Consider the following 25489-nt stretch of genomic DNA (forward strand, 5'->3'; position numbering starts at 1 on the left):
GCTTTGGCACTGACAGCCGTTGCCTTTGCTGGAAGCGCATTCGCGCAGAAGGTTGACCTTGTCAGGAACGATAAGGACAGAAAAGTGGAAGTAAAGGTCGATGGAAAGCCGTTCACGACCTATTATTATCCCGGTGAAAAGACGCTGAAAAAGGCGGTACTCTATCCGGTAATGACGGCCAAAGGCACGGTGATTACCCGTGGCTGGCCGCTGGACCCTCGCGCGGGCGAACGCGTAGACCACCCGCACCACGTGGGGATCTGGCTTAACTATGAGGATGTCAATGGCAACGACTATTGGAACAACTCCAACGCAGTAAACCACGAGAAGCGTGCTTACGGGACGATCATTCATACCGGCATTACTTCCATTAAGAGCGGTAAAGACAAGGGGGAGCTCACCGTCACTGCCGATTGGGTAGATAAAAACGGTACGCTGACCTTGAAAGAAGTAACGAAATACACTTTCAGCGGTAAAGGCGACACCCGCATTGTCGACCGGAGCACCACGCTCACAGCGGTGTTGCCGGAAGTAAATATGCCCGATGTAAAAGACGGCATGTATGCGATCCGTGTAGCACGTGAACTCGAACTGCCTTCTAATAAGCCTGAAATCTTTACCGATGCAGCTGGTATTGCAACCAAAGTGCCTGCATTGAACAATGAGGGGATAACCGGAAACTACCGCAACAGCAATGGTGTGGAAGGAGAAACGGTATGGGGCAAACGTGCGATCTGGTGTAATCTGACGGGTAAAATCAAGGATGAAAATATCAGCGTCGCGATGATCGACCATCCCAAAAATGTTGGCTATCCCGCCTACTGGCACGCGAGAGGTTACGGTTTGTTTGCCGTCAACCCGCTAGGCATGAAAGCACTCAGCGACGGGAAGGAAACACTCAATTTCAAACTGAAAAAGGGCGAATCTACGACCTTCCGTTACCGTCTGGTAATTGCTTCCGAGCATTTGAAAGATGCCGCGCTAAACGACCTCGCAGCCGCTTACGCGAAGACGGAATAGTTTGTATTATAGCAGATTGAAAGGGTAGCCAGCGACTTTTCGCTGGCTATTTTTTTACCCTGAAAATCTGTCAGTATGAACTTAGAACGTTACGAGTACGATCAGCTGGATGAGTCTACCTACCGCTTTTATAGCGTTGGACGAAATGGGACTTTCGAGATGCGTGTACAGTTTGCAGAAATGGGATATCGTTCTTATAATCTTGGCTTTGGAGTGGTTGATCCCGAATCCGATTGGCTGGATGATCTCGTTGAGCTAAGGAATGGCGACACACAAACGATACTTGCGACCGTGACACGTATAGCGCTCGATTTTTTAGCCAGCCATGAAGGAGTAAGCCTTTACGCTTCCGGGAGCACACCTTCGAGAACAAGAATGTATCAAATGGGACTCAACCGTGTTTTGCCGCAATTGACAGACTACTCAATCGCGGGACTGATTGCAAAGCGGGACCTTTCGCCAGATACTCTTGGAAACTATCAAAACTGGAAGGGCGAGTGGCAGGAATTTCGGGGCGGTGTTCCGTACAAGGCATTTTTGATTTTCAAAGGCAAATTATTAACTTAGTTAAAAACTATACGCAAGAAGCTATGTCCGATACCAAAACCTACGAATTAAAACCCGGTCGTCCTCCGGTGAGACACATACCCAACGAAAAAGAGTTTTTCGAAAAAAAGGCTGCCAAAATGAAAGAGCTTCTCGAAAAACACCCGGTCCCCGATCACATTTTCAAGAAAAAAGCCTAACGCTCCATCGTCCCCGGTGAATGCCAGCTAATCACATGGTAGGTTGCCGGTGTTTTGCCTACGTTGCGAAGCGTATGCATCTGGTTGGATGCCTGGAAAATAACGGAACCGGGCCCTACCTTTTTTCTTTCTCCATTGACAAGCGCCTCCACGGTGCCTTCCTTGATAATAATTACTTCTTCTTCCTGATGTTTGTGGGGCGCATGTGCGGCTTCACCGGGATTCAATGTGGTAACGTGACATTCGAGTTCGTCAGTCGTAACGGTTGGGGAACGGAAAAACGTCCTGACAGACCCGATGGCAGTGCCTCTTACGGCGATATTGTTCCAGTCGAAAGCGGTTGATTCAAGGATGCTGCCTTTGGGTTGGGCGATAATGCAGGTCAAGGTACAACAAATAGAGAGGGAGGCGACGGTTAGGTCTCGTTTAGTGATTTTCATAACAGGGGGCTTATTGAGTAGTTTTAGTAGAAAGACTTCTAGAAGGCGTGTTTACCTTTAATATTGTGTCAAAATAATTTTAATTTTTATTGGATTAGTCTTAAATGCAATCCGCGAGTGCCATTGTGTTTTGATAATGGGCAAATAAGCATTATCCTTGAAGCCAAAACGCGGAAAACGCTCCGCCGTTCGTCTTGCGCTCAATCATGGAAGATCAATCAAGAAGAAAGTTCCTGCAAAATGCGGGATTGGCTTCACTCGCCTCTGTTTCCCCTGTCATCGCCCAACCCGAAAGGACGAGGGAGCTATTTATTCACCATGTTTTCTTTTACCTCAAAGAGCCCAACAATGCCCAGCATGAGGCGCAGCTTCTGGAAGGATTACATAAACTGGCTAAGGTTCCAACGATCCAGTACGTGCATATCGGAAAGCCGGCGGTTACCAATCGTTCGGTGATCGTGAAAGACTACACGATTTCGTGGATGTGTTTTTTCAAGAATATCATTGAAGAAGAGATCTATCAGACACACCCTATTCACCTCGATTTTGTAGAGCATTATGCTCATTTGTGGGAAAAAGTAGTGGTATACGACTCCGTAGGGCCCAAGAAGGTGGATTAAATGTTTTGAAGGAGTACTACTATGAAAGAAAATTTCAAAGAAAACCACCCCGAATGCCGGGAAATGATCCTGCCGGTACGGGACGCGCTGGATGTGATCAGCGGTAAATGGAAGATTTCTATCCTTATTGCCATGGCCTTGGGCAGCAAGAGGTTTATGGAGTTGCAGAACGCCATTCCGAATATTACCCCGCGTATGCTATCGAAGGAACTGAAAGAGCTGGAAATGAACCTGCTGGTCGAGCGCAAGGTATACGATTCGTTCCCGCCCGTGATCGAGTATGAGCGCACTGAACATGCCCGTACGCTCGAGCCGCTGATTGAGGAACTCCGCAAATGGGGCGAATACCATCGCCTGGTGATCACGGGCACCAATATCGAACATCCCGTAAAAGAATTACAAGATTGAGGTAAAGTTGCCCGTCGGGAGGCTTTGTGGTCTTGAAATAAATCTGTCTGAGTGTAATGAAGTTACTCCCTCGTTTCGCAGCTTTGCTGGCTGCTGTTAGCTTGTATTTCTCGCCTGCCTGCGCGCAGCATTCGGACGCGGTCCGGTTGAATCAGGTCGGGTTTTATCCGACTGCGCCCAAAATAGCGGTTGTTGTGACAGAAACGGGCGGTAGATTCGAAGTAAAGGAGGCCAAGTCAGGGAAAATTGCTTTAAAAGGGACTCTCGGGGAAATGCGCACGAGCCAGCATTCGGGAAAACACACTCGTTTGGCGGATTTCAGCGCGTTGCGAAAGCCGGGAACCTATGTCATTGAAGTCGCAGGAGTGGGAAAATCGGCTGCATTCGGGATTAACGATCATGTCCATCGAAACGTTGCCGAGGCTGCATTGAAAGGTTTTTATTACCAGCGTGCTTCCATTAACCTTCCCGAAAAATATGCTGGCAAGTGGGCACGCCCGGCCGGGCATCCCGATGAAAGGGTTCTTATCCACGCTTCGGCGGTTTCGGACGGACGGCCCGAGAATGCCGTAATTTCTTCGCCACGAGGTTGGTATGATGCCGGAGACTATAACAAATACATCGTCAATTCCGGCATTACAATGGGAACGTTGCTTTCGCTGTACGAAGATTATTCACTTTATTTCGAAGATTTTAACACCAATATTCCCGAGAGCAATAATGGCGTTCCCGATCTGCTCGATGAGGTTGCCTGGAACCTGCGCTGGATGCTTACAATGCAGGATCCGGCTGATGGAGGTGTTTACCACAAGCTTACCAACCCACGTTTCGATGGAATGATCATGCCGGATGCTGCGAAAAATCCACGTTATGTGGTGCAGAAAAGTACCGCGGCAACGCTGGATTTCGTAGCCGTGATGGCGCAGGCGTCGCGGGTATTCAAAAATTTCGATAACAAATTCCCCGGCTTGGCTGACTCCTGCATTACGTCGGCCGTTAGGGGTTGGCAATGGGCCGAAAAGCATCCCGCGGTGATGTACAACCAGGATGCGATGAATAAAGAATTTGATCCCGATGTGGCTACCGGTACTTACGGCGACCGTTCTGTGAAAGACGAGTGGATTTGGGCAGCGTGTGAAATGTATGCCGCCACGGGCAAGGCTGAATACATTGAGAAGATCGGTCTGGAATTGCATCAACCAATGACTTTACCGACGTGGAGCCAGGTAAAAACATTGGGATACTATACATTGCTCCGTTTTGACGAAGCGGTGAAACTACCTGCCGGGCAGGCCGATACGCTACGAAAAAATGTCCTGAGTTATGCAAACGACCTTCTGAGGAACCTGGAAACTCAACCCTATCATACGGTAATGGGTAAAACCCCACGGGATTACGCCTGGGGAAGCAGCTCGGTGGCGGCGAACCAGGGCATTGCATTGCTATATGCCTACCGCCTGTCAAAAGACAAGAAATACCTCCATGCGGCCCTGGGCAACCTTGATTACCTGCTCGGCCGCAATGCAACCGGCTATTGCTTCCTGACGGGATTTGGCTCGAAACGTGTCATGCATCCGCATCAACGCATCTCCATAGCGGACGGAATCGTGGACCCGGTACCGGGGTTGCTTTCCGGCGGTCCGAATCCAGGCCAGCAAGACAAATGCGCGGGCTACCCGAACAAATTTGCCGACGAGTCGTTTACCGACAACGATTGTTCATATGCCTCCAACGAGATTGCGATCAATTGGAATGCGCCGATGGTTTATCTGGTGGCCGCATTGGAAGCAACAATGAAATAAGCCCGGTTCAGATCTTTTTGCCTTTTACCGGAACCGTTTCAGGTGTTTCGTTATAGCCTTTCTTTTGGGTCATATTGATCTTTTCCGATTTTCGGATGGATTCCTGTTTCAGTAACCCGGAAGGTTTCCGGCTATCGTCCCGTTGTTTCGATTTACTTTTGGGCCCGCCATGGCTTGGAGAGCCGCCTTCCACATTGTTGGTTTGCGTTTTCATGGTTTTTCTGGTTTAGGCTGATACTTACAAATTCCATTCCTGCCGGCGTTACTTTTTGGAGATTGTGCAGTAGAACGGCCTGCGGGCCCGACTCTTTATCAAATCACAATCCAACAACCCAGATGAACCTTTTCAAATCCATTTCCCAGATACGCGACCTGCTCAAATCCGTCGATATCGAAGCCGTTGCGAAGCTCTCCCGGAAAGTAGACCTTAACCAGTTAATGGGTGTCGTTTCTAAAATGAGTGAAGAGGACCTGGGCAAAATGCTGAAATTCATGCAAGCGGGTTCAGGTAAAAAGAAAGAGCCGCCCGTCGTGAATGGGGATTTTTATGAATTGGGTGCGACGCTCAACCCCGAGGAACGGGAAATTCAGCTCAAAGTGCGGGAGTTTATGGAAACGGAAATCAAGCCGATTGCTAACTATTACTGGAACAATGCGCAGTTTCCGATGCATGTCATACCGCTGATGGCCAAGCTGAATATTTGCGGCCTTACTTACCAAGGCTACGGCTGTGCCGGGCGGTCGGCGTTGTTGGAAGGGTTTATAGCGATGGAAATGGCGCGCATCGATTCGTCCATTTCTACATTCTTCGGTGTGCACAGTGGTCTTGCAATGGGTTCGATTTACCTGTGCGGTTCGGAGGAACAGAAGCAGCAATGGTTGCCTGTAATGCAGCGTATGGAGCTGATCGGCGCTTTCGGGCTTACCGAGCCGGAGGTCGGTTCGGGAGCCGCAGGAGGTCTGACGACTACCTGTAAGCGGGAGGGCGACGAATGGATCATTAACGGGCAAAAGAAGTGGATAGGTAATGCTACTTTCTCGGACATTACGATTATCTGGGCACGCAATGTGGACGACAATCAGGTGAAAGGATTTATCGTACGGAAAGAAAACCCCGGTTTCAAAGCCGAGAAAATGGAGGATAAAATGGCACTGCGTACCGTACAAAATGCGCTGATCACATTAACGGATTGCCGTGTGCCCGAAGCCGACCGGCTTCAAAATGCGAACTCGTTCAAAGATACCGCCAGTGTCCTGCGCATGACGCGCGCGGGGGTAGCGTGGCAGGCGGTTGGCTGCGGGCGGGGTGCATATGAGCTGGCTTTGAAATACACGATGGAAAGAAAGCAGTTTGGCCGGCCGATAGCCGGTTTTCAGTTGGTACAAGACCTGCTGGTAACAATGCTGGGCGATCTTACGGCGATGCAAACGATGGTTTACAGGCTGTCGCAATTGCAGGACGCGGGCGACCTCGCCGATGAGCACGCGTCACTCGCGAAGGTGTTCTGTACTTTACGTATGCGCTCCATCGTGGACCATGCGCGTGAGCTGTTCGGGGGCAATGGAATATTGCTCGAATACGACATTGCCCGCTTCGTGGCCGATGCCGAAGCCATTTACTCTTACGAAGGGACGAAGGAAATCAATTCGCTGATCGTCGGCAGGGCGATTACCGGTGAAAGTGCATTTGTATAAATAAAAAAGGGCAGTTGAGGCTGCCCTCCGTTACCATTTCAGTGTTCCTGCTTTCATTTCATTGAGAGCCTTTTCCATGGAAGCCCACGACATTCCGGTCACCTTTTGTGCCTCGACGGCTTTGGTTTGCCATTCGATCGCCTCGTTCTTTCGACCCAGTTTGTAAAGTAAGTGTGCGTAAGTGTCAATGTAAGCTGGATTCCCCAACGGCAAGTGGTTTTTATCACGGCGTAAGTCTTCATGCCATTCCATCGACTTTTTGGACCACATTAATGCATTTTCCAGGTCGCGTGGATTGTTGTTGAATTGGTAGAAATTCCAGGCGTGGTTATTGAGTTCGGTATGGAAATATTGCGAGGGTGGCGCAAAGCGTACTGCCTGTTTTTCGCCGGCGGGGCCAAGCGGCGTCTGATCGGCCAGGTTCTTTTTCAGCATTTCTTCATCCATTCTTCTCAGTGAATCTACGGTAAGCCACAGGTGATTTTGCTGGATCAGATTGCGGCAGTGGCGGAAATAGGCGGCCGTGTCTTTCACCGCCAAAAAGAAGTGAATCATATTCCTTTCAAAAGCCACACGGCCTTTGCCGAAGTCCATATTATAGGTATTTTGTAGAAAAGAAGCACTTTGGTAAGCGAGTTCCTGGCTTTTTGTTTCTACGGCTTTCCGCATGGTATTGCCGATAATTGCGCTGTTGAATCCGGATGCTTCGTGAGACGGGACTGATTTGTACAAACTGTCGATCATCTTATGAGGCACAAGCGCCTGAATTACTTTGTATGCACGACTATCCAGCGTAGGACCTTGCTGATAAATGAATTTGACGACTTGAAAGTTAGCTATTGAATCGACAGGCAGCTTGCCCACGTATTCATCGAGCAAATCGTTCGTCGGCATATTCACCTCGCGGCGTTTCAGGATATAGGCTTTTAAAAATGCAGCCGATCGTTCACCGCTTTTATATTCTTTCTCGTAATCGCTCAACTGTTTGCTTCCTTTACGGCTAAGCGCCACCTGCGCACTTTCGAGATAGGCGTTCGAATTGCTTGTAGAACCGTTAAACCGGTTGAGAATATTACCTTCCGCATCCACGTAAAGTGAAACCAATGCACCTTTGATCCCGAATTTTTCGGCCAGGTTCCGACCATTTTCAGAGGCGACGTTGCTGCGGATGGCAATAAAGTTCTTTTGATAAATATCTTTGAGTTCAATGCCGCTGAAACCCTTGGAAGCAACCTCGTTGCAATGTTCGCATTCGTTGCCTTCGAGATGGATAAAAATGAGTTTTCGCTCTTTCTTTGCTGCTTTTGAAAGCGATTCCCAGGAAGTATCGCCTTGGATGAAAGTAATTTGTGCGTGGCTCTGAAAAGATATAACCAGCGCCAATGCCAGTATAATTTGCTTCATTGTTTGTTGGATTGAAGAGTTTTTTCAAATGTAATTTAAATTTTGTAACCGAATGTTAAAATAATATAAACCTCGCTGCGGGCAAAAGTCTATCGCTTGTATTTTACAACTGTTTCTGTAAATGCAGTGTCTCTTTTTTCCAATCACCTACACTCATTCCTGCCCATGAAAAATCTTTTACTCTTCTCTTTTCTGGCGTTTATACTTTCCTGTAAAGACGATACAGTTTCGTCCAGACTCGATGTCTGCGGCGTAAAGGACCCGGTCCGCAACCTTCCCTGGCTGAAAGCGAAGATCGACTCTTTGAAGGCCGAGAAGCAGGATCAGGCGCTCATGGTTACGGTCGGGAAACTGAAAGGCGAGATTGTCTTCGATTACACAATGATCTACATGTCGTGCAACGTTTGCGATGTGTATCGCTGCGACGGCACCCGCGTAGACCTTTCGAAGCTCACGCAGGAAGAAATGCAGGAGTTTACGCGTACCGTCCGGGGAAAGGGGACGCGAGGCCCTGTGATCTGGCCCGAGAAATAACCCGCATTCTTGCCTTTCCACGCTGTCCGGCGTAATTTGTGCCACTCAACTCAACCGTTATCAAAGTGCACGCACCAATTAGCATCCGTCGCGCATCTGTCGCCGACCGCGAGATCATTTATAATATGATATGCGGCCTCGAAAATATGGTCCTTGGCCGGCCGGGATTTGATGCCGCATTTGACCGTAACCTGGCAAGTCCGAATATCAGTTACTTTCTCGCTGAATTGGACGGGAAGCCTGTTGGGATGGTAAGTTGCCATATTCAGCCGCTATTGCATCACGCGGCGCTGGTTTCCGAAATTCAGGAAATGTATGTAGAACCGGAATATCGCTCGCGGCAGGTAGGGAAAGCATTGATAGAGCATGTCACGGCTTTTGCAAAAGGAGAGGGGGCTATTCAAATGGAAGTCACTTCGCGTGCTACACGTGAGCAAGCGCACAGGTTCTACCAGCGCGAGGGGTTCGAGAAGTCGCATGTAAAACTGGTCAGATATTTCAAAGACGAATAAAAAAGCACCGGGCCAGCGTCCCGGTGCTTTTTGCATTACCCTAAACCTTCAACTATAACCTTTAAAATCTTAATATCTGTCTCTGTAACGGCCATCGCGGGACCAGCGGTCGCGGTCACGACTCAGGCGGCGGGTATCCGACATCAGCTCGTGGAGATCATTGCGGAGAATTCTTTCCTCACGGTGCGACAAACGGCCGTGACGGGCGAAGTGGCGTTCCTTGTCTTCTATGTTTTCGTAGCGGTTCATAAGCATGTTCGCCTCACGGGAAGTGAGCGTTCCCCATTGTACACCGTTAGCGATATTTTGTCTTGCTTCTCTTTGGAGTCTGTTAATGTCAGACATTCTTTCACGGCTGTAACCGTCGTGGTAGTGGTCACGATCGTAACGGGGACCATATTGGGCGGAAGCATTGGTGAATCCTAATGCGAGAACCACTGCGGCAAAAAGTATCTTTTTCATAACCCAAAAGTTTTAATGTTTGTGGGTTAGAGGGCCGCTGACCGCAGAGGTTTAAAAGGGGATTGTTAACGATTGTTAAGCCATTATAAGGCCTTGAATGCGAGGAGTAATTAAGTTATTCAGTATCCGGCGGCCACTGATTCGGGCTGGATTACCTTCCTGATTTCTTCCTGTGTTTGCGCCAGCACTTCTTCTACTTTCCTTCCGGCGGGTTCAATACCAGGGAGCACGGTGAAACTTAATGTACAGAATGATTTCAAGGGAAAAATGCCCTTGGGGTTCATCGCGCCTGTGCCATCGATCGCAACCGGCACGATGAGCGCGTCCGGGGCGCGTTTGAGCAGGGTTGCTACCCCGCCCGATTGAAACGGCTTCATTTCCCCACTGGCGGTGCGGGTGCCTTCCGGGAAAATAATCGCCGATGCCTTTTCATCATGGATCAGCTTGCCGAGACGCGCGATTTCAGTAATGGCTTGCTTGCCGTCTTTACGGTTAATAAGCGCGGCGCCACTCTTGCGCAGGTTATAGGAAATGCTCGGAACGCCTTTTGCGAGCTCTATTTTGGAAACAAATCGCGGGCTGTATTTCCGCATATACCAGTAAATGGGAGAGATGTCGTAGCTGCTCTGGTGGTTGGCTACGAATATGAGCGGCCGGTCGACGGGCAGCTGGGCAAGGTTTTTGAGCCTGATACTCGCACCGGTCAGATAGAGGCCGAATGTGAGGGAAAAATTAAGCCAGTCGACTGACACTTTATGCGCCTTTTTGCCGAAGACGTTGAATGCGATGACCTGTATAACATGGAAAACTAACAGGGTAAGACCAAAATGGATCAGGTAGAGGGCACTCAGAACGTAATCGAGGATTTTTTTCATTCTAATTTTTTTTGCAAAAATAGTCGAAATCTGTTTTGGTTACTCCAAATTCTAAAACGCGAAATGACAATTGTCATTCAAAACTTACGTATAATTCACGTTATTTGTAAAATAGTCAATAGTGTTTAAATCGAAATACCAATGGATATTACGCTTTCAGCCGAAAGGCTTGAAGTAATGAAACATATAGGCAAAGACCTCGACGGGCTGATTGGAGAATACCTGAAACCGATCGAGGAAAACTGGCAACCTTCTGATTTTCTGCCTGATGCAACCCGGGAGAACTTTTTGCATGAAGTGAAGCTTTTGCAGGAAAGTTGCCGCGATCTGCCTTATGACTACATTGCCGTGCTGATCGGGGACACGATTACGGAAGAGGCGTTGCCTACTTACGAATCCTGGCTGGTGGACGTGATTGGTATCAACCAGGTCGATGAGCCGGAATCCGGCTGGGTGAAGTGGGTGCGCGCCTGGACGGCGGAAGAAAACCGCCATGGCGACTTGCTTAATAAATACCTTTACCTCTCGGGCCGCGTAAATATGCGTGCGATGGAGGTTTCCACACAATATCTCATCGCCGATGGTTTCGATATCGGTACCGACCGTGACCCTTACCGCAACTTCATTTATACTTCATTCCAGGAGCTGGCTACCAACGTTTCACACCGCCGCACCGCCACGCTCGCGAAGAAATTCGGGAACCCGCATTTGTCGAAAATATGCGGCGTGATCGCTTCCGATGAAATGCGCCATGCGAAAGCGTACAAAACATTCGTAACACGGATTCTGGAAGTCGATCCGTCGGAACTGATGCTGGCTTTGGAAGATATGATGCGGAAAAAGATCGTTATGCCGGCGCATTTCATGCGCGAGACCGGTGTGAAAATGGGTGAAACCTTCTCACACTTCTCGGATGCCGCACAGCGGCTGGGCGTGTACACGACGCTGGATTACATTGATATTCTGGAAGACTTGCTCAAAGAATGGAATATCGATTCCGTGCGCGACATTAATGAAAAAGCAGAAAAAGCAAGAGATTATCTCATGGCTCTTCCTGCTCGCCTCAGAAGAATCGCCGACCGCACCCGCATTCCGGACCTGGAATATGAATTCAGCTGGATAAGCAGGTGAAAATTACTTCGGCGGTCGGCTTTCGGCCTTCGGCTATCGGTGTTATGAAAATGACGGCTGACAGCCGACGGCCGACTGCCGTCACAACAGCAGCAGCACAGCGCCCTTCTTGCTGATTACCTTTCCTTTGGTCGATATCCCCTCGATTTCCCACACGTAGTTACCTGAAACGGCTGCTCTGCCGTTGAAAGAGCCGTCCCAGCCTGTATTTAGTTGATTGGTCGAGAAAACAACCTGGCCCCAACGATTGTAAATGCGAAAATAATGGATCGATTCGATGTCGTTCACGACCGGCATCAATACCTCGTTCCGGCCGTCGCCATTGGGCGAGAATGCGGTTGGCACGACAATGCTCTCCTGACGTGTAATGGACAGGTTGACTTGGCCGGATCCTTTGCAGCCTAACTCCGATGTAACATCTACCGTATAAGACTGATTTTCGCGCAAAACAGCGACCGGACTTTGAATATGGGCGTTGTTCAGACCGATGTCTGGTGTCCAGAGAAACGTGGCAGCCGCGTAGTTGCGGATTTGGGGCGAAGTAGCATTGAGCTGAAAAGGAACATTGTATTCGATCAGCGCGTCGGGTGTCACATTCACCACGATTTTTGGGGATACGGTGACGCGCACGGTGTCTGTTCGGGTGCAAAAACCCTTGGTGGCAGTAATGATGTATTGCGTAGTGGTCTCAGGGCTGGCCACCGGCTCTAATATGCCGGCATTATCCAGTCCATCTTGCGGCAGCCAGGAAAAGGTCTGGCCATTGCTGGTAGCAGCCAGTGTAACCGATTGTCCTGTGCAAATGGTCGTGTCCGGCATTGTAGCGAGGGTAATATCGCTGGCAAACGTCAGAGCGGCATTCTCCGCGGCGGTACAGCCGTTATCGTCTTTGACAAACACCCGGTAATTTCCTGCCGGCGCATGAAATAGGTTGGATGCCTGAAAATTGACCGAATCGATCGAATATTGGTAGGGCGAAACACCATCTGCGGCGGTTAGCGTAATCGTACCATCGGTTCCTGTGTCGCAACTGCCTGACGCCGTTTCGGCAGTCAGCGTCGGGCCGCCGACCACAATCCGTTTACCATTTTCGAGCGTATTACCACAAGCCTGGTTCGTGACCGACAGGGTAATAGTCTTGGTGCCGCCGCCAGCAGGCCACTTCAGTAGGTAAGGGCCCATTCCGGAGCCTGAGACAACCTGTGCTCCACCCCAATCCCATTTGAAATCATAACCCGTACCAGGTGCAGGAATGGGGCCTGTGTATTTTACCTCGGTGTTTTCTGAAGGATCGCAAACAGCACCCGGGGAAATGGAGAAATCCGCATATGAGTTGATATTGGCCTCAAAGCAGATTTCCGAAACCGATTTATTGACCGCGGTTTGCGGGAAATACTCACGACGAAAGGACAGGTAGGCAATGTTTGCCTCTCCCGATTCGCAAGGGGCTGCGCTATCATCCCGAAAAAAGTAAATCGGCACTCCGGCTTTACCTACGTAGTTTTTATTGGCATCGATGAAGCTGACGAAAAGGTTGTTGCCGACATAAATATCCATTCTTCCCGTAATGCCGTCACGGGTAAAAGTCAGTAAGTAATAGGTTGCGGAATCAAAATAAGGGCATTCCCCGATAACGCCGTTCGGAGATAATTCCAGACAATGGCTGGCACTTCCGGGAGTAGTTTTAAAGTAAACACCTTCATCGCGGGTGCCATTCGAAAAATCGATGATCCTGGCTCTTGCCCGACCCCAGTCCGTCACTTTCAGGTAAAGCTGGATGGTGTAGGATTCGGAAACGAGGCCGTCGGTATTGGGGTACATCAAACCCCAGTTCATGTTATTGTGATAGACAGCCCGCCGCTCGCCGCAAGGGAGAACTTCTACTACAGAGCTGCCGCCCGAGCTTCCGGCACTGCACGAGCCTGCCGATTTTACCTGTACAAGGTCGGGGCCGCATTCCGGTTGGGCCACGGTGAATTCGTTTCTAAAACGATAGGTGTGTTTGCCGGTCTGCGCCTGGGCGAAAGGCACGAAAGAGCAGAAAAAAAAGAGGATATATAAAGCGCTCAACTTCATATCGTTGCCTGCATACCGAACGTGAGTAAAAATTGGGATTCAAAATTACGGTAAATACAACTAAAACGGTGCCAGTCTGTTGCTTTTTTGATGGAACGGGCGTAAAACGGACCGGGCCCCCAAGTGCAGGCCCGGTCCAGTGAACAATATGTATGTGAGAGTTTAATAAGGGATTGCTCTTACGTTCCCGCGACGGATCATGAGGTTATCTTTCGTTTTGAGGTCGTCATGAAGCATTTTGCGGAAGTTGACGACGCTCTTCATAGCTGCCAGGCGTTGTCCTTCCGGCGCCGGAATCCCCATAATGTCGAGTGCTTTGCGAAGCAGCGTTTCATTTTCATCTCCAAAGGGCAGGTAAGGCACGGTAGAATCTTCAATTTCATAATCCGGCGCCATGCCATTCACGGTGCCGTAATCCGACTCGCCGTTGGCATTGGCGGTTTGCCCGAGCATAATGTACGCGCCCCATTTCCAGCGTTCCTGGTCATCGCCGATTACTGAACCGAACAGGTTTTTGCCGGCGGTATGCTCCCCGATCTTGATCACGCTCATATAAGGCTTTAATCCATTGATAACTAGTTCGCTGGCAGATGCGGTGCCGTTGGAAGTGAGTACAAACACCCGGCTCAATGTGTTACCAATATTGTTCGCTTCGTTCAGGAAAGTGTAGTTCAATGCGTCGGCTCCCTGCGTTTTTTTCCAGTAAGCGGTGTATTTGTCATTCCATAGCTCTTTATAAAAGATTTTTGAATTTGAAACACCGGTTCCAATCAGCGAGGCGAGGGTTTCGGCCGAACTGATATAACCACCGGGATTGAAGCGCAGATCGAGTACCAGCTCATTCACACCTTTACTTTTAAAGTCCGCAAATACCTGGCGCAGTTCATTGTCATATTTCGATTCATCGGTTTTGGTACCCGGCACGAACTGTGTGTAGACCAAATAACCGATTGTTTTGCCGTAAGTTGGTTTTGAAATAACCGTCGAAAAGAGAACGGGATTTTCGCTTACTTCCGCTTTGGTCATGGTAATGGTCCGGTTGCTTGCGACGATGTTGGCACCGGAAACCTCTCCTAATGTAAAAGTGGCGGTTTCATTACTGCTAAGCAGCGATGTGTAGTTGCCGGATGTAAGCTGCGTGCCATTCACCTTCATGAGAATATCACCGCGTTTCAAACCTGCGGCCTCGGCAGGGCTATCTTTTACCACGTAGTTCAGGAATGCAGCTATGTTCGACTTGCCGTTATCGATGTACGACAATGAATAGCTGATTCCGAAAATTTTGCTGATACCGTTGAATTCGTTCTGCAGCGCATCGATATCGTCGGTAACCATCGAGAACCGGTCGGCGGTAGTGCGCTGATAGACGAGTTTTTCAAAATAGTCGTGAGGATCAATGGTGTTATCGAGTGTGCTTTCAGCCGGCAGGTTTTTGTACCAGAAATATGCGTCGTCCATCACATCGTAAAGCCAGCTGTTTATCCCGGGATAGTCCGCCGCGGTAGTGGAATCGATTTTCGCGACGGCGGGGGCAATGTCCTTGTCCTGACAACCCACTATCGACACCGCAAATATCAAGACATAGAAAAGGTGTAATTGTTTGAAATTCAACATAGTGTTCAGTTTAAAGTAATGTGTAAACTGATTTCATAGGCCGTAATGCAATGCAGGTTAATCGGTAATATACTGCTGTTACGTAGCGGGGAGGGAAAATGTGGCGGCAAGCGCAGTGCTTAGTTCAAAATTTCACTAATTTGTTGCTATAAAGCCGTTGCCTTTTCAGAGATGGAGCGAAAGAAGAATATGGGGATTCATGATATAGTTACCATCGACCCGGAGATATTGAACGGGCAACCAGGGTACCTATTGATTCGCTTTTTGATCACCTTGAAGCAGGGGTATCGCTCGATGATTTTCTGGATGACTTCCCGTCTGGTACGAGGGATCAAGCGGTAGCATTAATTCTGCCCCGCGAGGAGCTCCCTGTTTATAGAAATACCATTCATAAAACGGCAACCGGCTGCGGAGGAGCCTCCTAAGTTATCAGGAGGCTCCTCCGCAGCCGGTTAAATGGGTGCGTATTGATATTCTATAAACAGGTGGGGCCCGCTGGGCCTGCTCCCGTAAGTGTTGCTTGTCAAATGGCGCAGATCTTGAATGATGTCAACGCTTGAACTGCTGAAATCTTAGATCCCGGTCAATCCCCTGAAAAAATTCCTTGCGATGATGGCGTATTCGAGCGGATTCGCTTTGGCGGGATCTTGTTCAGCTTCGAGGACGATCCAGCCGGCGTAGTCGCTTTTTTTGATGATTTCGAAAAGGGATGGGAAATCAATGCAACCTTCGGGGTCACCCGGCACGGTGAAAACACCATTTTTAACGGCTGTCAGGAAACTCAGACGCTCGTCGTGTACGCGTTGCAGCACGTTCGGGCGCACGTCTTTCAGGTGAATATGCGCCGTGCGGCCGATGTATTTGTTTAGTGCGGCTACCGGATCTTCGCCCGCAAAATGAAAATGCCCGCAATCATAGTTCAGGAACACGTAGTCGGAATTGGTTTCGTTGAGCAGCCGGTCGGTTTCTTCCATGGTTTGAATGCAGGTGCCCATATGGTGATGAAATGCCAGTTTCATGCCACGGTCGCGGGCGATTTTTCCGAGTTCGTCGAGGCCGTAAGTGAAATTGTCCCAATCCTCACGGGTATTGAGCATTCCTTTACCTTCAAATACCGGCACGTCCATTTGGCCCTGGCAGCTATTGCCCGTTTCGCCGCCACCGATCACTTTCGCGCCCATTATTTCCAGGAAATCGAGCAGTTTCGTGAAATTCTCGCGGTTTTCGGCGAAGGATTTAGTCGTCAGCTCATAGCTGTTCCATTGGTTGCAGATCTGCAAGCCACGGAGTCCCAGTGCTTTTTTCAGCACATTGGTATCGCGGGGAAACTTGTTGCCGACCTCGCAACCGGTAAACCCGGCCAGTGCCATTTCACTGACACATTGCTCAAATGTATTCTCGCCGCCGAGCTCCGGCATATCATCGTTGGTCCAGTTGATGGGAGCAACGCCTAGTTGGATGTTTTCGAAGTTCATTTTTTTGAAAGGAGTAAGGGGAGGAAGGAGGATGGAGGAAGGGGAAAGTAAGGGAAGATTAATTCCCGTTCCTCCCTTTCTTCCATCCTCCCTTTCCTCCTTATAAGAAAATTCGTTGCGTTTTTTTGTTCTCTCGATAAGTCTCGTAAGCTTTTTGCACCGATGCCGACGTCGAGACTTCTGCCACTGGCACTTCCCACCAGGCGTGGTAGCCCTTCACGGTGCGGTAGAGGCTTGTTTCGATGTAAATGACGGTAGTGCGGTTGGCGATTCTGGCTTGTGCCAATGCGTTTTCCAGCGATTTTCTGTCGGTAGCGCGAATGACGTTAGCGCCGAGGCTTTCCGCATTTTTAGCCAGATCCACCGGCAAAAAGCCGCCCGATAACTGGCCGGTTTCACTCTCGCGGTATTTGTACATGGTTCCGAATCGCTCGCTGCCAATGCTTTCCGATAAACCTCCGATGCTTGCGTAGCCATTATTGTTCAAGAGCAGGATCGTGAAGCGCACGCCTTCCTGAATGGCAGTTACGATCTCATGGTTATTCATCAGGTAGCCGCCATCTCCGCAGAGTACGTACACTTCACGCGATGGATCTGCCATTTTAGCGCCCAATCCCGCAGCGATCTCGTAGCCCATGCAGGAGAAACCATATTCGAGGTGGAAGTTTTTAGGATCGGTGGCGCGCCAGAGCTTGTGCAAATCGCCCGGGGCGCTGCCGGAAGCGTTGATCATCACATCGCGGTCGTGCATGAAGCTATTCAGCGTGCCAATCACGACGGCCTGATCGATCGGCGGAACGGTACTATTGCCGTCGGCGTAAATTTGAGTTACCTCGTCGTCCCATGCCTTATTGATGTCGGCGATGTGCTGACGGTAATTTGCTGAAACTTCATAATCGCCTAAAAGGCCTGCCAGTTCTTCCAGCGCTGCTTTCGCGTCCCCGATCACCGGTAATGCAGCGTGTTTGAAAGCATCAAATTCGCTGATATTGATATTGATAAAACGGACATCCGGGTTTTTGAAAATTGATTTGGAAGCCGTCGTAAAATCACTGTAACGCGTGCCGATACCGATCACGAGGTCAGCCTGGTTGGCCACATCGATCGCATATTTGGTTCCGGTAGCGCCCAGACCACCAACGCTGTAAGGCGCATCGTAGCGCACCGCACCTTTTCCGGCGAATGTCTCACCGACGGGGATACCCGTTTTGGAGGCAAATTGATGAAGCGTTTCCGCGGCACCGCTGTAAATGGCCCCGCCGCCTGCCACAATTACCGGTTTTTGAGCAGACTTGATCCATTCGGCAGCTTTTCTCAGTGTTACCAGATCCGGGCGTGGGCGGCCGACGTGCCATACACGTTTTTGGAACAATGACTCAGGAAAATCATAAGCGTGAGTTTGCACATCCTGCGGCATTGAGAGGGTCACCGCACCCATTTCCGCTTGCGAGGTAAGCACGCGCATGACTTCGGGCAGGGAGTAAATGAGTTGCTCGGGGCGGTTAATGCGGTCCCAATATTTGGAAACCGGTTTGAAGCAGTCATTCACCGAAATGTCCTGTGAGGCGGCGCTTTCGAGCTGTTGTAAAACCGGGTTGGGCTCGCGGGTAGCGAAAATGTCGCCCGGCAGGAGCAATACCGGTAGCCTGTTAATGGTCGCCAATGCGGCACCCGTGATCATATTAGTAGCGCCCGGTCCGATGGACGTCGTACAAACGAATGCGCCCAGCCGGTTTTTCACCTTCGCATAAGCCACTGCCGTATGTACCATCGATTGCTCGTTGCGGCATTGGTAATAACGGAAATCCGGGTTTTCCTGCAAGGCCTGGCCAAGCCCGGCCACATTACCGTGTCCGAAAATGCCGAAACAGCCACCGAAATAGGGTTCTTCAATGCCGTCGCGTTCGATGTACTGGTTTTTTAGAAACATGATGGTAGCCTGTGCTACCGTGAGTCGTTGGGTCATGTCTTTGAATATTTACTGTTCGAAACAGAGTCAGTTGATCATGTCGCTGAAATCGCTGGCCTTACCCGTGCAACCGAACAGGTCGAACTTTTTTAGCATAAACTTTTTGTATTCTTCCATAAAAATCTTCCCCGGCGTGGTAGGGGCGAATTCGTCCGGACGGTCGCGGAAAAACTCGCGGTTGACCATCGTCCAGAGCAGGCGCGTATCGGTAGCAATGTTGATTTTGCAAATTCCCAGTGGAATAGCTTTTCGTACCTCTTCTTCTTGCACGCCTTTGGCATCGGTTTTTAATTGGCCGCCGGCGGCATTGATGCGTTCGATTATTTCTGGGACCACGTTCGAACCTCCGTGCAGTACGAGCGGGAAGCCGGGCAAGCGCTGCTGGATCTCTCGCAGAATATGAAACTGTAAACCCTGGCCGCCCGAAAATTTGTAAGCGCCGTGGCTAGTTCCCACTGCGATGGCCAGGCTGTCGCAATCGGTCGCATTCACAAAGTCCTCGACTTGCTGCGGATTGGTGTAAAATGAATGCGCCGCGTCCACGGTAAGGTCATCTTCCACGCCGGCGAGCACACCGAGTTCTGCTTCTACACTAATGCCTTTGGCATGTGCGGCTGCCACGACCGCTTTCGTACGGGCCACATTCTGTTCAAAATTGTCGTGCGAGGCATCGATCATCACGGAAGTGTAGCCACCTTTGCCGATTGCGTCGAAAATGTGCGCTTCGTACCCGTGATCCATGTGGATCGCATAGGTTACGTGCGGGTAAATGCGTGTCGCCGCGCCTATCATGGACAGGAGCATATCCGCGTTCGCATAGTCACGTGCGAAGGGGGTCGTTTGCACGATGAAAGGAGCATTCGCCTCTTGTGCCGCAGCAAAAAGACCATGGATTTCTTCCATGAAAAACACATTCACGGCCGGAATCGCGTAGCGGCCATAGCATTTTTGGAATAATTGTTTCGTCGTCAGAAGCATCTGGTTAATGGCTTTCAGCTGCCGGCAACCGGCAGTCGATCATTTGTGTGGTATGGCAGTTCTTTTAATTCAATGCATATTCCCGCGAACTAAAACGCTTCGGGCTCCGCTTGTCCCCGACAGCCGACAGCCGACAGCCGACAGCTACCAAAATATCGTATACAAAGCGGCCAGCACACCGCATATCAGCACCGAACCGATCACAAAACTCTTGCCGGGTTGGAACATGGAAGCCTCGATGTTCAGGCCTTTGGGGTTATTTTTACTCTTCGGATCTGCCAGGGAAATGGCGGCGATCACAGCGCACAAGATCAGGAAAATGTAGCCCATACGATCCAGGAACGGAATTTCGGGGTACATAAACTTGCCGGCGGTCGACAATGGGATCGTCAGCAACGCGGCTGTCAATGCAGCGGCCGACGTAGTCCTTTTCCAGAACATACCGAGAATGAATATCGCGAACACGCCCGGGGTAATGAAGCTGCTGTATTCCTGAATGAACTGGTAGGCCTGGTCAAGCACCCTCAATTGGGGGGCAATCAGGACACCGATGCCCATTGCGACGTAGATCGTGTACCTGCCCATACGTACAAGCTGGCGCTCGGTAGCATGCGGGGCGATGTACTGTTTGTAAATGTCCAATGTAAATATCGTTGAGATACTGTTCGCTTTGCCGGCCAGCGACGCCACAATGGCGGCAGTGAGCGCGGCAAATGCCATTCCTTTCAGACCTGCCGGTAGCAGGTTAAGCAATACAGGGTAGGCGTGGTCGGGTTTCACTACATTGCCGTCGAGCATTTCTTGCTGGAACATGCCATTTTGATACAAAACAAATGCAGCGATACCCGGGATAACAACGATGATCGGGATGAGTAATTTGAGCAATGCAGCAAACAGGATCCCTTTTCGTGCGGTAGGCAAGCTGGCTCCCAGACTGCGCTGGATAATGTACTGATTGCAGCCGAAATAGGCCAGGTTGTTGATCCACATCGCACCGAGGATCACAGTTAAGCCCGGAAGGTCCTTGTAAAAGGGATTATCCTTGGGCAGGATCATGTGGAAATGCGAATCAGCCTGTTCTTTCAGTAATCCAAGTGCATTAAATATCCCCGGCCGGTTGAAATGCTGGGATACCAGGTCCAGGGCCAGATAAGTGGTTGCCAGACCTCCGAGAACGAGCACAACTACCTGTACTACATCCGTATAACCGATTACCTTCATCCCGCCTATGGTGATCACAACGGCAAAGAGTCCGAGGCCGACGATAGCATATTGAAAATCAATGCCGGCAGTCACTTCAAGCGCGAGAGCTCCGAGGTAGAGGATGGATGTCAGGTTTACAAATACGTATAGCAGGAGCCAGAAAACCGCCATAATCGTCGCTACTGTAGGGTTATACCTTTCCCTGAGGAACTGCGGCATCGTGTAAATCTTGTTTTTGAGATACACTGGCAGGATAAACAATGCGACGACGATCAGCGAGGCCGCGGCCATCCATTCGTAAGAAGAAATGGCCAGTCCGATGGCAAATCCCGACCCTGACATTCCGATAAAATGCTCGGCCGAAATATTCGAGGCAATGATGGAAGCACCAATCGCCCAGAACGTCAGCGAACCCTCCGCGAGGAAGTAGTCGGTCGAGCTAACCTCTTTCGAGCTTTTCTTTTTATAAATCCAGTAACCGTAAGCGGAAACGCCTATCAGATAGATGAAAAATACTATGTAATCCAGCGATTGCAGACCGGTAGTGGACATGCTTATGAAAGGGTTAGTTGGTTAAATGGTAACTGGTATCGGTAATGTTGGTCGGGTATTGTCAGGTATTGTTATTTGTGGTCAAGTGTTGTCACTTATTATTAAGTGCAGTCACGTATTGTCAGGTTTAGTCAGCTCTGGTTATTTATGCGGGCCAAACTTATTCATTTTCCACTACACCTGACCATTCATGACTACAAATGACAATACTTGACCACACCTGACCATTCATGACTACAAATGACAATACCTGACCACACCTGACTACATTTGACTATTCCTGAACCGCCGCCGTGACCGGCGCTCCGGCATAATGCAGCACTTCGTCCAGCTTCACGTTCCGTCCTTCGGTCAGCGACTTCATGGCGGCAATACCGATAGCGGTCGCCATCAGACCGTCGTGCGCATCCACCGGCGATGGGTTGTCTTTCAACACGCAATCGATGAACGTTTTAAGACAGACGCGGTAGGCTGTTTCATACCTTTCCAGGAAGAAATGCAGCGGGAGCGAGCTGTGGCCGCCATTGCTATCGAAATGAATGAGCGTATCGGCGGTATTATTTTCCGCCTTAGCCATGCCTTTGGAACCGAAGATTTCCAGGCGCTGGTCGTAACCGTAAACGGCCTTGCGGCTGTTGTCGATCACACCAATGGCACCGTTTTCGAAGGTTAGAACGATTACGGCAGTGTCAATGTCTCCGAATTCCTTAATCTCCGGATGTATGAGCGCATCGCCCTTCACGAATACTTCTTTCACCTCGCTTCCTACAATGTAGCGTGCCATATCGAAGTCGTGAATGGACATGTCGAGGAAAATCCCGCCCGAAACTTTCAGATATTCCACCGGCGGTGGTGCCGGGTCGCGGCTGGTAATACGGAGAATGTGCGGCTCGCCTATCTTTTCGTTAACTACTAAATGCCTTACATTCATAAAGTTGGTATCGAAGCGACGGTTAAAGCCAAGCATCAGCTTCACATTATTATCCGAAACCGCCTTTTCAGCAGCCTGAATAGCTTCCAGCGTTACATCAAGGGGTTTTTCACAAAAAATGTGCTTCCCTTTTTCAGCTGCGGCCACGGTATAAGGCACGTGGAAAGGCGTAGGCGAGCAAATGATCACCGCTTCCACATCAGGGTGGTTGATTACGTCGTAGGCATCCGTTACGACCTCGGCCACTCCCAGGTCACGAGCGAATGCATGTGCAGCAGGCGACAAGTCGGAAGCGATAATCACTTCCGCATCGGGCATATGGTGCACCAGGTTGCTAAGGTGGATCTGGCCAATCCGGCCCAGTCCGATCACACCGGTTTTAAGTTTTTTTGTCATCGTCAGGAGTTGCGAGCGAGTTACATCCGTCGACCGAAGTCGGCGGTCAAAGATTTATTCTCAGATAATTTGATCATCCTTGCCGTCGACTTAAGTCGACGGGAATTGATTAGAATTGAATTGATTAGAATTTTTTAGATTCTTAAAATTTCCTGTTCCACTCTTTCAGCCAGCGCTCAATGACCACTTTGGTCTGAGTAAAAAACTCGACCGCATGCTTGCCCTGTCCGTGGAGGTCGCCGTAGAAGCTATCCTTCCAGCCCGAGAACGGGAACTGTGCCACAGGAGCGGCCACACCGATATTAATACCAATGTTACCAGCTTCGGCTTCATGACGGAAACGCCGTGCATTCAAACCACTGCTCGTAAAAATACAAGCCATATTCCCGTATTTGCCGGAATTGATGAAGCGGATTGCTTCGTCGATGGTGTTAATATGCACTAGGCTCAACACCGGCCCGAAAATCTCCGTCGCAGCGAGCTCGCCATCCAGCGGAATGTCTTCGATAATGGTAGGAGCAATGAAGTTGCCGTTTTCATAGCCGCTGATGTTCGCATTGCGTCCATCTACCAGCAGGCGACCGCCTTCGTGCAAACCTTTATCAATCAGGCTGTGCACGCGGTTTTTGCTCTCAGCAGTAATCACCGGCCCCATTAGCACATCAGGATCCAGGCCAAAACCTGTCTTGCGGTTTTTGGCCGATTCGACGAGGCTGTCGGTGATGTCCTTATGCTCGCCAACGGTAATGATCGTCGAAGCGGCCAGGCAACGCTGGCCTGCGCAACCGTAAACACTGTCGATCACGATCTGTGAAGTCATGTCGATATCCGCGTCCGGCAGCACGATCACCGGGTTTTTGGCACCGCCTTGTGCCTGCACGCGCTTGCCGTTGGCCGAACCTTTGGCATACACATAACGGGCCACATTGGAAGAGCCTACAAAGCTGATTCCCTTGATCACAGGATGCTCCAAAATAGCATCTACCGTCTCACGTGCGCCTTGCACGAGGTTCAGCACACCTTTGGGAAGGTCGAGCTGCTCCATTAGTCCCACGATCTTGGTCATGGTCAGGGGCACTTTTTCCGAGGGCTTAATAATGTAGCTGTTGCCGCAGGCGAGTGCATAGGGGAGGAACCAGAACGTGATCATGCCGGGGAAGTTGAATGGTGCGATACATGCACACACGCCCAGCGGCTGGCGGATCATGTACTCGTCGATACCTTTGGCAATATCTTCTGAAAATTCGCCCTGGATGAGCGTGGGCATACCGCAGGCATTTTCCACGTTTTCGATCGCGCGCACCATTTCCGCCTTCGCCTCGATGAACGTCTTACCGGATTCGAGGGTGATAGTCCGGGCGATGTCGTCGGCGTTGTCTTCCAGTATGGTTTTGAGTTTAAACAAATATTGTACACGCTTCGAAACGGGCGTATTCCTCCATTCCTGAAAACCTTCATGGGCGGCCGCGGCGGCGTCGGCAACATCCTGGGCATTGCCGTAAGGTACTTTCGCCAGCACTTCCTGGTTGGCGGGGTTGAGCACATCCACGTAGTTATCGGAATGGCTGTCGACCCAGCGGCCGTTGATGTAATTCTGTAATTTTTCCATTTGTATTTTAAAACTTATAATCCTCCGTATCCTTTCACAAACTCCATTACTTCATCGTAGGCGGGCATGAAATTCGCGCAGCCTTCGCGCGTCACGATGATGGCCCCGCAGGCATTACCCATTCGCACACTTTTGTACAAATCCCAGCCGCGCAGCAGGCCGAACGAGAAGCCGGCGCAAAACGCGTCGCCGGCTCCAAGCACATTCAGTACTTCCACCGGGAAGCCGGGTACTTTCATTTCTTCTTTACCGGGCTGGAAGATCGATGCACCGTCTTTCCCGCGTTTCACTACTAACGTTTCCACGCCCGAATGCAGGATTTCATGAATGGCATTCTCGATATTCCCGCGAATTTCGGGTGCTGATATTTGCTGATGTTTAATGAGAAGCTGCTCTTTATCGGTCAAAAACGTGGCGAGGATCTCTTCCTCCGTTCCCACTACGATATTGAAGCTGCTCAATGCTGCGCGAATGGTGATGCCAAATGCGCGCGGATCGAACCACTGATCGGCGCGGAAATCAATGTCGAGTAATCGGGTAACCCCATTCTTTTTTGCCAGTTCCAATGCATAGAACATCGCGGTACGGCTCGGGTCTTTGCTGAAAGCGGTGCCTGAGAATGCCGCAGCCTTAAAATCCTGGAACGGTACTGCGGATACGTGATCAATATTCAGGTTGATATCCGCGCAATTTTCGCGGTAATACACCAGCGGGAATCGGTCAGGAGGCTCGATGCCCAGCACGACGGCCGAGCTGCGGGTACCTTCGATGGTCGGAACCCATTCGGTAACAATGCCCTCGTTGTCCAGGAAATGCTTGATGAAGTTCCCAACCTGATCATTGCCTATGCCAGTCAGAATAGCTGTTTCGAGGCCCAGCCGGCGGCTTCCCGTGGCGATATTAAGCGGGCAACCACCCACAAATGCATTGAATGCCTCGATTTTTTCAAAAGGGCTGCCCACGTTGGCCGAGTAGAGGTCAATGGAGGAGCGGCCAAGGGTAAGAAGGTCGTATTTGGGCATGTCTTTTTTTGTACT

General features: G+C 50.1%; 25 protein-coding genes. 11 read left to right on the forward strand and 14 right to left on the reverse strand.

Translation table 11 applies throughout. From position 1 onward, the window contains the following. Positions 1–3 precede the first annotated feature (3 nt). From ACQ4MZ_RS12725 to ACQ4MZ_RS12735, 3 genes are all read left to right on the forward strand, one after another. A complete protein-coding gene (locus ACQ4MZ_RS12725) occupies positions 4–1020 on the forward strand; it encodes a PmoA family protein (protein ID WP_430846400.1) in 1017 nt (338 codons plus the stop codon). 75 nt (positions 1021–1095) lie between these two features. After that, on the forward strand, positions 1096–1587 hold the full coding sequence (locus tag ACQ4MZ_RS12730; RefSeq protein WP_430845457.1) for a DUF6934 family protein: 492 nt from the start codon (positions 1096–1098) through the stop codon (positions 1585–1587). Positions 1588–1610: 23 nt separating this feature from the next. Then, a complete protein-coding gene (locus tag ACQ4MZ_RS12735; protein WP_430845458.1) occupies positions 1611–1766 on the forward strand; it encodes a hypothetical protein in 156 nt (51 codons plus the stop codon). On the opposite strand, the gene ACQ4MZ_RS12740 is transcribed toward ACQ4MZ_RS12735, so the two are convergent. Beyond that, positions 1763–2206, reverse strand: coding sequence for a cupin domain-containing protein (locus ACQ4MZ_RS12740; protein WP_430845459.1), 444 nt, complete (start codon positions 2204–2206; stop codon positions 1763–1765). The two genes, ACQ4MZ_RS12735 and ACQ4MZ_RS12740, sit on opposite strands and share 4 nt — an antisense overlap. A 206-nt stretch (positions 2207–2412) precedes the next feature. On the opposite strand from ACQ4MZ_RS12740, the gene ACQ4MZ_RS12745 reads away from it, so the two are divergent. The 3 genes from ACQ4MZ_RS12745 to ACQ4MZ_RS12755 are packed head-to-tail and all read left to right on the forward strand — an operon-like array spanning position 2413 to position 5036. Then, positions 2413–2826 carry a Dabb family protein gene (locus ACQ4MZ_RS12745; RefSeq protein WP_430845460.1) on the forward strand — a complete coding sequence of 138 codons (414 nt, stop codon included), beginning with the start codon at positions 2413–2415 and terminating at the stop codon, positions 2824–2826. A gap of 21 nt (positions 2827–2847) precedes the next feature. Next, positions 2848–3234 carry a winged helix-turn-helix transcriptional regulator gene (locus ACQ4MZ_RS12750; RefSeq protein ID WP_430845461.1) on the forward strand — a complete coding sequence of 129 codons (387 nt, stop codon included), beginning with the start codon at positions 2848–2850 and terminating at the stop codon, positions 3232–3234. A 56-nt stretch (positions 3235–3290) separates the two neighbouring features. Continuing rightward, on the forward strand, positions 3291–5036 hold the full coding sequence (locus ACQ4MZ_RS12755; protein ID WP_430845462.1) for a glycoside hydrolase family 9 protein: 1746 nt from the start codon (positions 3291–3293) through the stop codon (positions 5034–5036). 7 nt (positions 5037–5043) lie between these two features. Here ACQ4MZ_RS12755 and ACQ4MZ_RS12760 read toward each other — a convergent pair whose 3' ends face one another. Next, positions 5044–5250 (reverse strand): hypothetical protein, encoded by a 207-nt coding sequence (locus tag ACQ4MZ_RS12760; RefSeq protein WP_430845463.1) that lies wholly within the window; start codon positions 5248–5250, stop codon positions 5044–5046. Between the two features lie 122 nt (positions 5251–5372). Between ACQ4MZ_RS12760 and ACQ4MZ_RS12765 the strand changes: the two genes are divergently transcribed. Then, the gene (locus tag ACQ4MZ_RS12765; RefSeq protein WP_430845464.1) at positions 5373–6731 is read left to right on the forward strand and encodes an acyl-CoA dehydrogenase family protein; all 1359 of its coding nucleotides are present in this window, start codon (positions 5373–5375) and stop codon (positions 6729–6731) included. Between the two features lie 30 nt (positions 6732–6761). Here the strand turns inward: ACQ4MZ_RS12765 and ACQ4MZ_RS12770 are convergent, their stop codons facing one another. Then, positions 6762–8135, reverse strand: a complete 1374-nt coding sequence (locus tag ACQ4MZ_RS12770; protein ID WP_430845465.1) for a thioredoxin family protein — start codon at positions 8133–8135, stop codon at positions 6762–6764. Between the two features lie 165 nt (positions 8136–8300). Here ACQ4MZ_RS12770 and ACQ4MZ_RS12775 point away from each other — a divergent pair, with 165 nt between their 5' ends. Both ACQ4MZ_RS12775 and ACQ4MZ_RS12780 read left to right on the forward strand, forming a co-directional pair. After that, complete coding sequence (locus ACQ4MZ_RS12775; protein WP_430845466.1) at positions 8301–8669, forward strand: hypothetical protein; 369 nt, start codon at positions 8301–8303, stop codon at positions 8667–8669. A gap of 65 nt (positions 8670–8734) precedes the next feature. After that, entirely contained in the window at positions 8735–9181 is a 447-nt protein-coding gene (locus ACQ4MZ_RS12780; protein ID WP_430845467.1) for a GNAT family N-acetyltransferase, read from the forward strand. A 69-nt stretch (positions 9182–9250) separates the two neighbouring features. On the opposite strand, the gene ACQ4MZ_RS12785 is transcribed toward ACQ4MZ_RS12780, so the two are convergent. Both ACQ4MZ_RS12785 and ACQ4MZ_RS12790 read right to left on the reverse strand, forming a co-directional pair. Beyond that, positions 9251–9643 (reverse strand): hypothetical protein, encoded by a 393-nt coding sequence (locus ACQ4MZ_RS12785; RefSeq protein WP_430845468.1) that lies wholly within the window; start codon positions 9641–9643, stop codon positions 9251–9253. 119 nt (positions 9644–9762) lie between these two features. Then, positions 9763–10518: a lysophospholipid acyltransferase family protein gene (locus ACQ4MZ_RS12790; RefSeq protein WP_430845469.1), complete on the reverse strand. Its 756-nt coding sequence runs from the start codon at positions 10516–10518 to the stop codon at positions 9763–9765. Positions 10519–10659: 141 nt separating this feature from the next. Here ACQ4MZ_RS12790 and ACQ4MZ_RS12795 point away from each other — a divergent pair, with 141 nt between their 5' ends. Then, positions 10660–11649, forward strand: coding sequence for an acyl-ACP desaturase (locus ACQ4MZ_RS12795; RefSeq protein ID WP_430845470.1), 990 nt, complete (start codon positions 10660–10662; stop codon positions 11647–11649). A gap of 81 nt (positions 11650–11730) precedes the next feature. Here ACQ4MZ_RS12795 and ACQ4MZ_RS12800 read toward each other — a convergent pair whose 3' ends face one another. Both ACQ4MZ_RS12800 and ACQ4MZ_RS12805 read right to left on the reverse strand, forming a co-directional pair. Further along, the gene (locus ACQ4MZ_RS12800) at positions 11731–13725 is read right to left on the reverse strand and encodes a gliding motility-associated C-terminal domain-containing protein (protein WP_430845471.1); all 1995 of its coding nucleotides are present in this window, start codon (positions 13723–13725) and stop codon (positions 11731–11733) included. A 162-nt stretch (positions 13726–13887) separates the two neighbouring features. Beyond that, entirely contained in the window at positions 13888–15339 is a 1452-nt protein-coding gene (locus tag ACQ4MZ_RS12805) for a S41 family peptidase (protein WP_430845472.1), read from the reverse strand. Positions 15340–15590: 251 nt separating this feature from the next. On the opposite strand from ACQ4MZ_RS12805, the gene ACQ4MZ_RS12810 reads away from it, so the two are divergent. Next, positions 15591–15764, forward strand: coding sequence for a hypothetical protein (locus ACQ4MZ_RS12810; RefSeq protein WP_430846402.1), 174 nt, complete (start codon positions 15591–15593; stop codon positions 15762–15764). Positions 15765–15911: 147 nt separating this feature from the next. On the opposite strand, the gene iolE is transcribed toward ACQ4MZ_RS12810, so the two are convergent. From iolE to iolC, 7 genes are all read right to left on the reverse strand, one after another. Beyond that, entirely contained in the window at positions 15912–16814 is a 903-nt protein-coding gene (gene iolE / locus ACQ4MZ_RS12815; RefSeq protein WP_430845473.1) for a myo-inosose-2 dehydratase, read from the reverse strand. A gap of 100 nt (positions 16815–16914) precedes the next feature. After that, positions 16915–18780: a 3D-(3,5/4)-trihydroxycyclohexane-1,2-dione acylhydrolase (decyclizing) gene (gene iolD, locus ACQ4MZ_RS12820; protein ID WP_430845474.1), complete on the reverse strand. Its 1866-nt coding sequence runs from the start codon at positions 18778–18780 to the stop codon at positions 16915–16917. A gap of 30 nt (positions 18781–18810) precedes the next feature. After that, complete coding sequence (locus tag ACQ4MZ_RS12825) at positions 18811–19761, reverse strand: class II fructose-bisphosphate aldolase (RefSeq protein ID WP_430845475.1); 951 nt, start codon at positions 19759–19761, stop codon at positions 18811–18813. A 144-nt stretch (positions 19762–19905) separates the two neighbouring features. Further along, entirely contained in the window at positions 19906–21516 is a 1611-nt protein-coding gene (locus ACQ4MZ_RS12830; RefSeq protein ID WP_430845476.1) for a sodium:solute symporter family transporter, read from the reverse strand. A gap of 274 nt (positions 21517–21790) precedes the next feature. Further along, complete coding sequence (iolG, locus tag ACQ4MZ_RS12835) at positions 21791–22843, reverse strand: inositol 2-dehydrogenase (RefSeq protein ID WP_430845477.1); 1053 nt, start codon at positions 22841–22843, stop codon at positions 21791–21793. A gap of 142 nt (positions 22844–22985) precedes the next feature. After that, complete coding sequence (locus ACQ4MZ_RS12840) at positions 22986–24452, reverse strand: CoA-acylating methylmalonate-semialdehyde dehydrogenase (RefSeq protein ID WP_430845478.1); 1467 nt, start codon at positions 24450–24452, stop codon at positions 22986–22988. Between the two features lie 14 nt (positions 24453–24466). Then, positions 24467–25474, reverse strand: coding sequence for a 5-dehydro-2-deoxygluconokinase (iolC, locus tag ACQ4MZ_RS12845; RefSeq protein WP_430845479.1), 1008 nt, complete (start codon positions 25472–25474; stop codon positions 24467–24469). Positions 25475–25489: the final 15 nt, after the last annotated feature.

This window comes from Dyadobacter sp. BHUBP1 (assembly GCF_050587785.1).
GTDB lineage: Bacteria > Bacteroidota > Bacteroidia > Cytophagales > Spirosomataceae > Dyadobacter.

Bases quoted from the DNA above. Each gene is read 5' to 3' on its own strand.
- ACQ4MZ_RS12790 (WP_430845469.1), bottom strand. From the start codon at position 10,518: ATGAAAAAAATCCTCGATTACGTTCTGAGTGCCCTCTACCTGATCCAT.
- ACQ4MZ_RS12830 (WP_430845476.1), bottom strand. From the start codon at position 21,516: ATGTCCACTACCGGTCTGCAATCGCTGGATTACATAGTATTTTTCATC.
- ACQ4MZ_RS12800 (WP_430845471.1), bottom strand. From the start codon at position 13,725: ATGAAGTTGAGCGCTTTATATATCCTCTTTTTTTTCTGCTCTTTCGTG.
- ACQ4MZ_RS12735 (WP_430845458.1), top strand. From the start codon at position 1,611: ATGTCCGATACCAAAACCTACGAATTAAAACCCGGTCGTCCTCCGGTG.
- ACQ4MZ_RS12840 (WP_430845478.1), bottom strand. From the start codon at position 24,452: ATGGAAAAATTACAGAATTACATCAACGGCCGCTGGGTCGACAGCCAT.
- ACQ4MZ_RS12760 (WP_430845463.1), bottom strand. From the start codon at position 5,250: ATGAAAACGCAAACCAACAATGTGGAAGGCGGCTCTCCAAGCCATGGC.
- ACQ4MZ_RS12775 (WP_430845466.1), top strand. From the start codon at position 8,301: ATGAAAAATCTTTTACTCTTCTCTTTTCTGGCGTTTATACTTTCCTGT.
- ACQ4MZ_RS12730 (WP_430845457.1), top strand. From the start codon at position 1,096: ATGAACTTAGAACGTTACGAGTACGATCAGCTGGATGAGTCTACCTAC.
- ACQ4MZ_RS12765 (WP_430845464.1), top strand. From the start codon at position 5,373: ATGAACCTTTTCAAATCCATTTCCCAGATACGCGACCTGCTCAAATCC.
- iolD (WP_430845474.1), bottom strand. From the start codon at position 18,780: ATGACCCAACGACTCACGGTAGCACAGGCTACCATCATGTTTCTAAAA.
- ACQ4MZ_RS12770 (WP_430845465.1), bottom strand. From the start codon at position 8,135: ATGAAGCAAATTATACTGGCATTGGCGCTGGTTATATCTTTTCAGAGC.
- ACQ4MZ_RS12745 (WP_430845460.1), top strand. From the start codon at position 2,413: ATGGAAGATCAATCAAGAAGAAAGTTCCTGCAAAATGCGGGATTGGCT.
- ACQ4MZ_RS12825 (WP_430845475.1), bottom strand. From the start codon at position 19,761: ATGCTTCTGACGACGAAACAATTATTCCAAAAATGCTATGGCCGCTAC.
- ACQ4MZ_RS12755 (WP_430845462.1), top strand. From the start codon at position 3,291: ATGAAGTTACTCCCTCGTTTCGCAGCTTTGCTGGCTGCTGTTAGCTTG.
- iolC (WP_430845479.1), bottom strand. From the start codon at position 25,474: ATGCCCAAATACGACCTTCTTACCCTTGGCCGCTCCTCCATTGACCTC.
- iolG (WP_430845477.1), bottom strand. From the start codon at position 22,843: ATGACAAAAAAACTTAAAACCGGTGTGATCGGACTGGGCCGGATTGGC.
- ACQ4MZ_RS12740 (WP_430845459.1), bottom strand. From the start codon at position 2,206: ATGAAAATCACTAAACGAGACCTAACCGTCGCCTCCCTCTCTATTTGT.
- ACQ4MZ_RS12795 (WP_430845470.1), top strand. From the start codon at position 10,660: ATGGATATTACGCTTTCAGCCGAAAGGCTTGAAGTAATGAAACATATA.
- ACQ4MZ_RS12805 (WP_430845472.1), bottom strand. From the start codon at position 15,339: ATGTTGAATTTCAAACAATTACACCTTTTCTATGTCTTGATATTTGCG.
- iolE (WP_430845473.1), bottom strand. From the start codon at position 16,814: ATGAACTTCGAAAACATCCAACTAGGCGTTGCTCCCATCAACTGGACC.
- ACQ4MZ_RS12750 (WP_430845461.1), top strand. From the start codon at position 2,848: ATGAAAGAAAATTTCAAAGAAAACCACCCCGAATGCCGGGAAATGATC.
- ACQ4MZ_RS12785 (WP_430845468.1), bottom strand. From the start codon at position 9,643: ATGAAAAAGATACTTTTTGCCGCAGTGGTTCTCGCATTAGGATTCACC.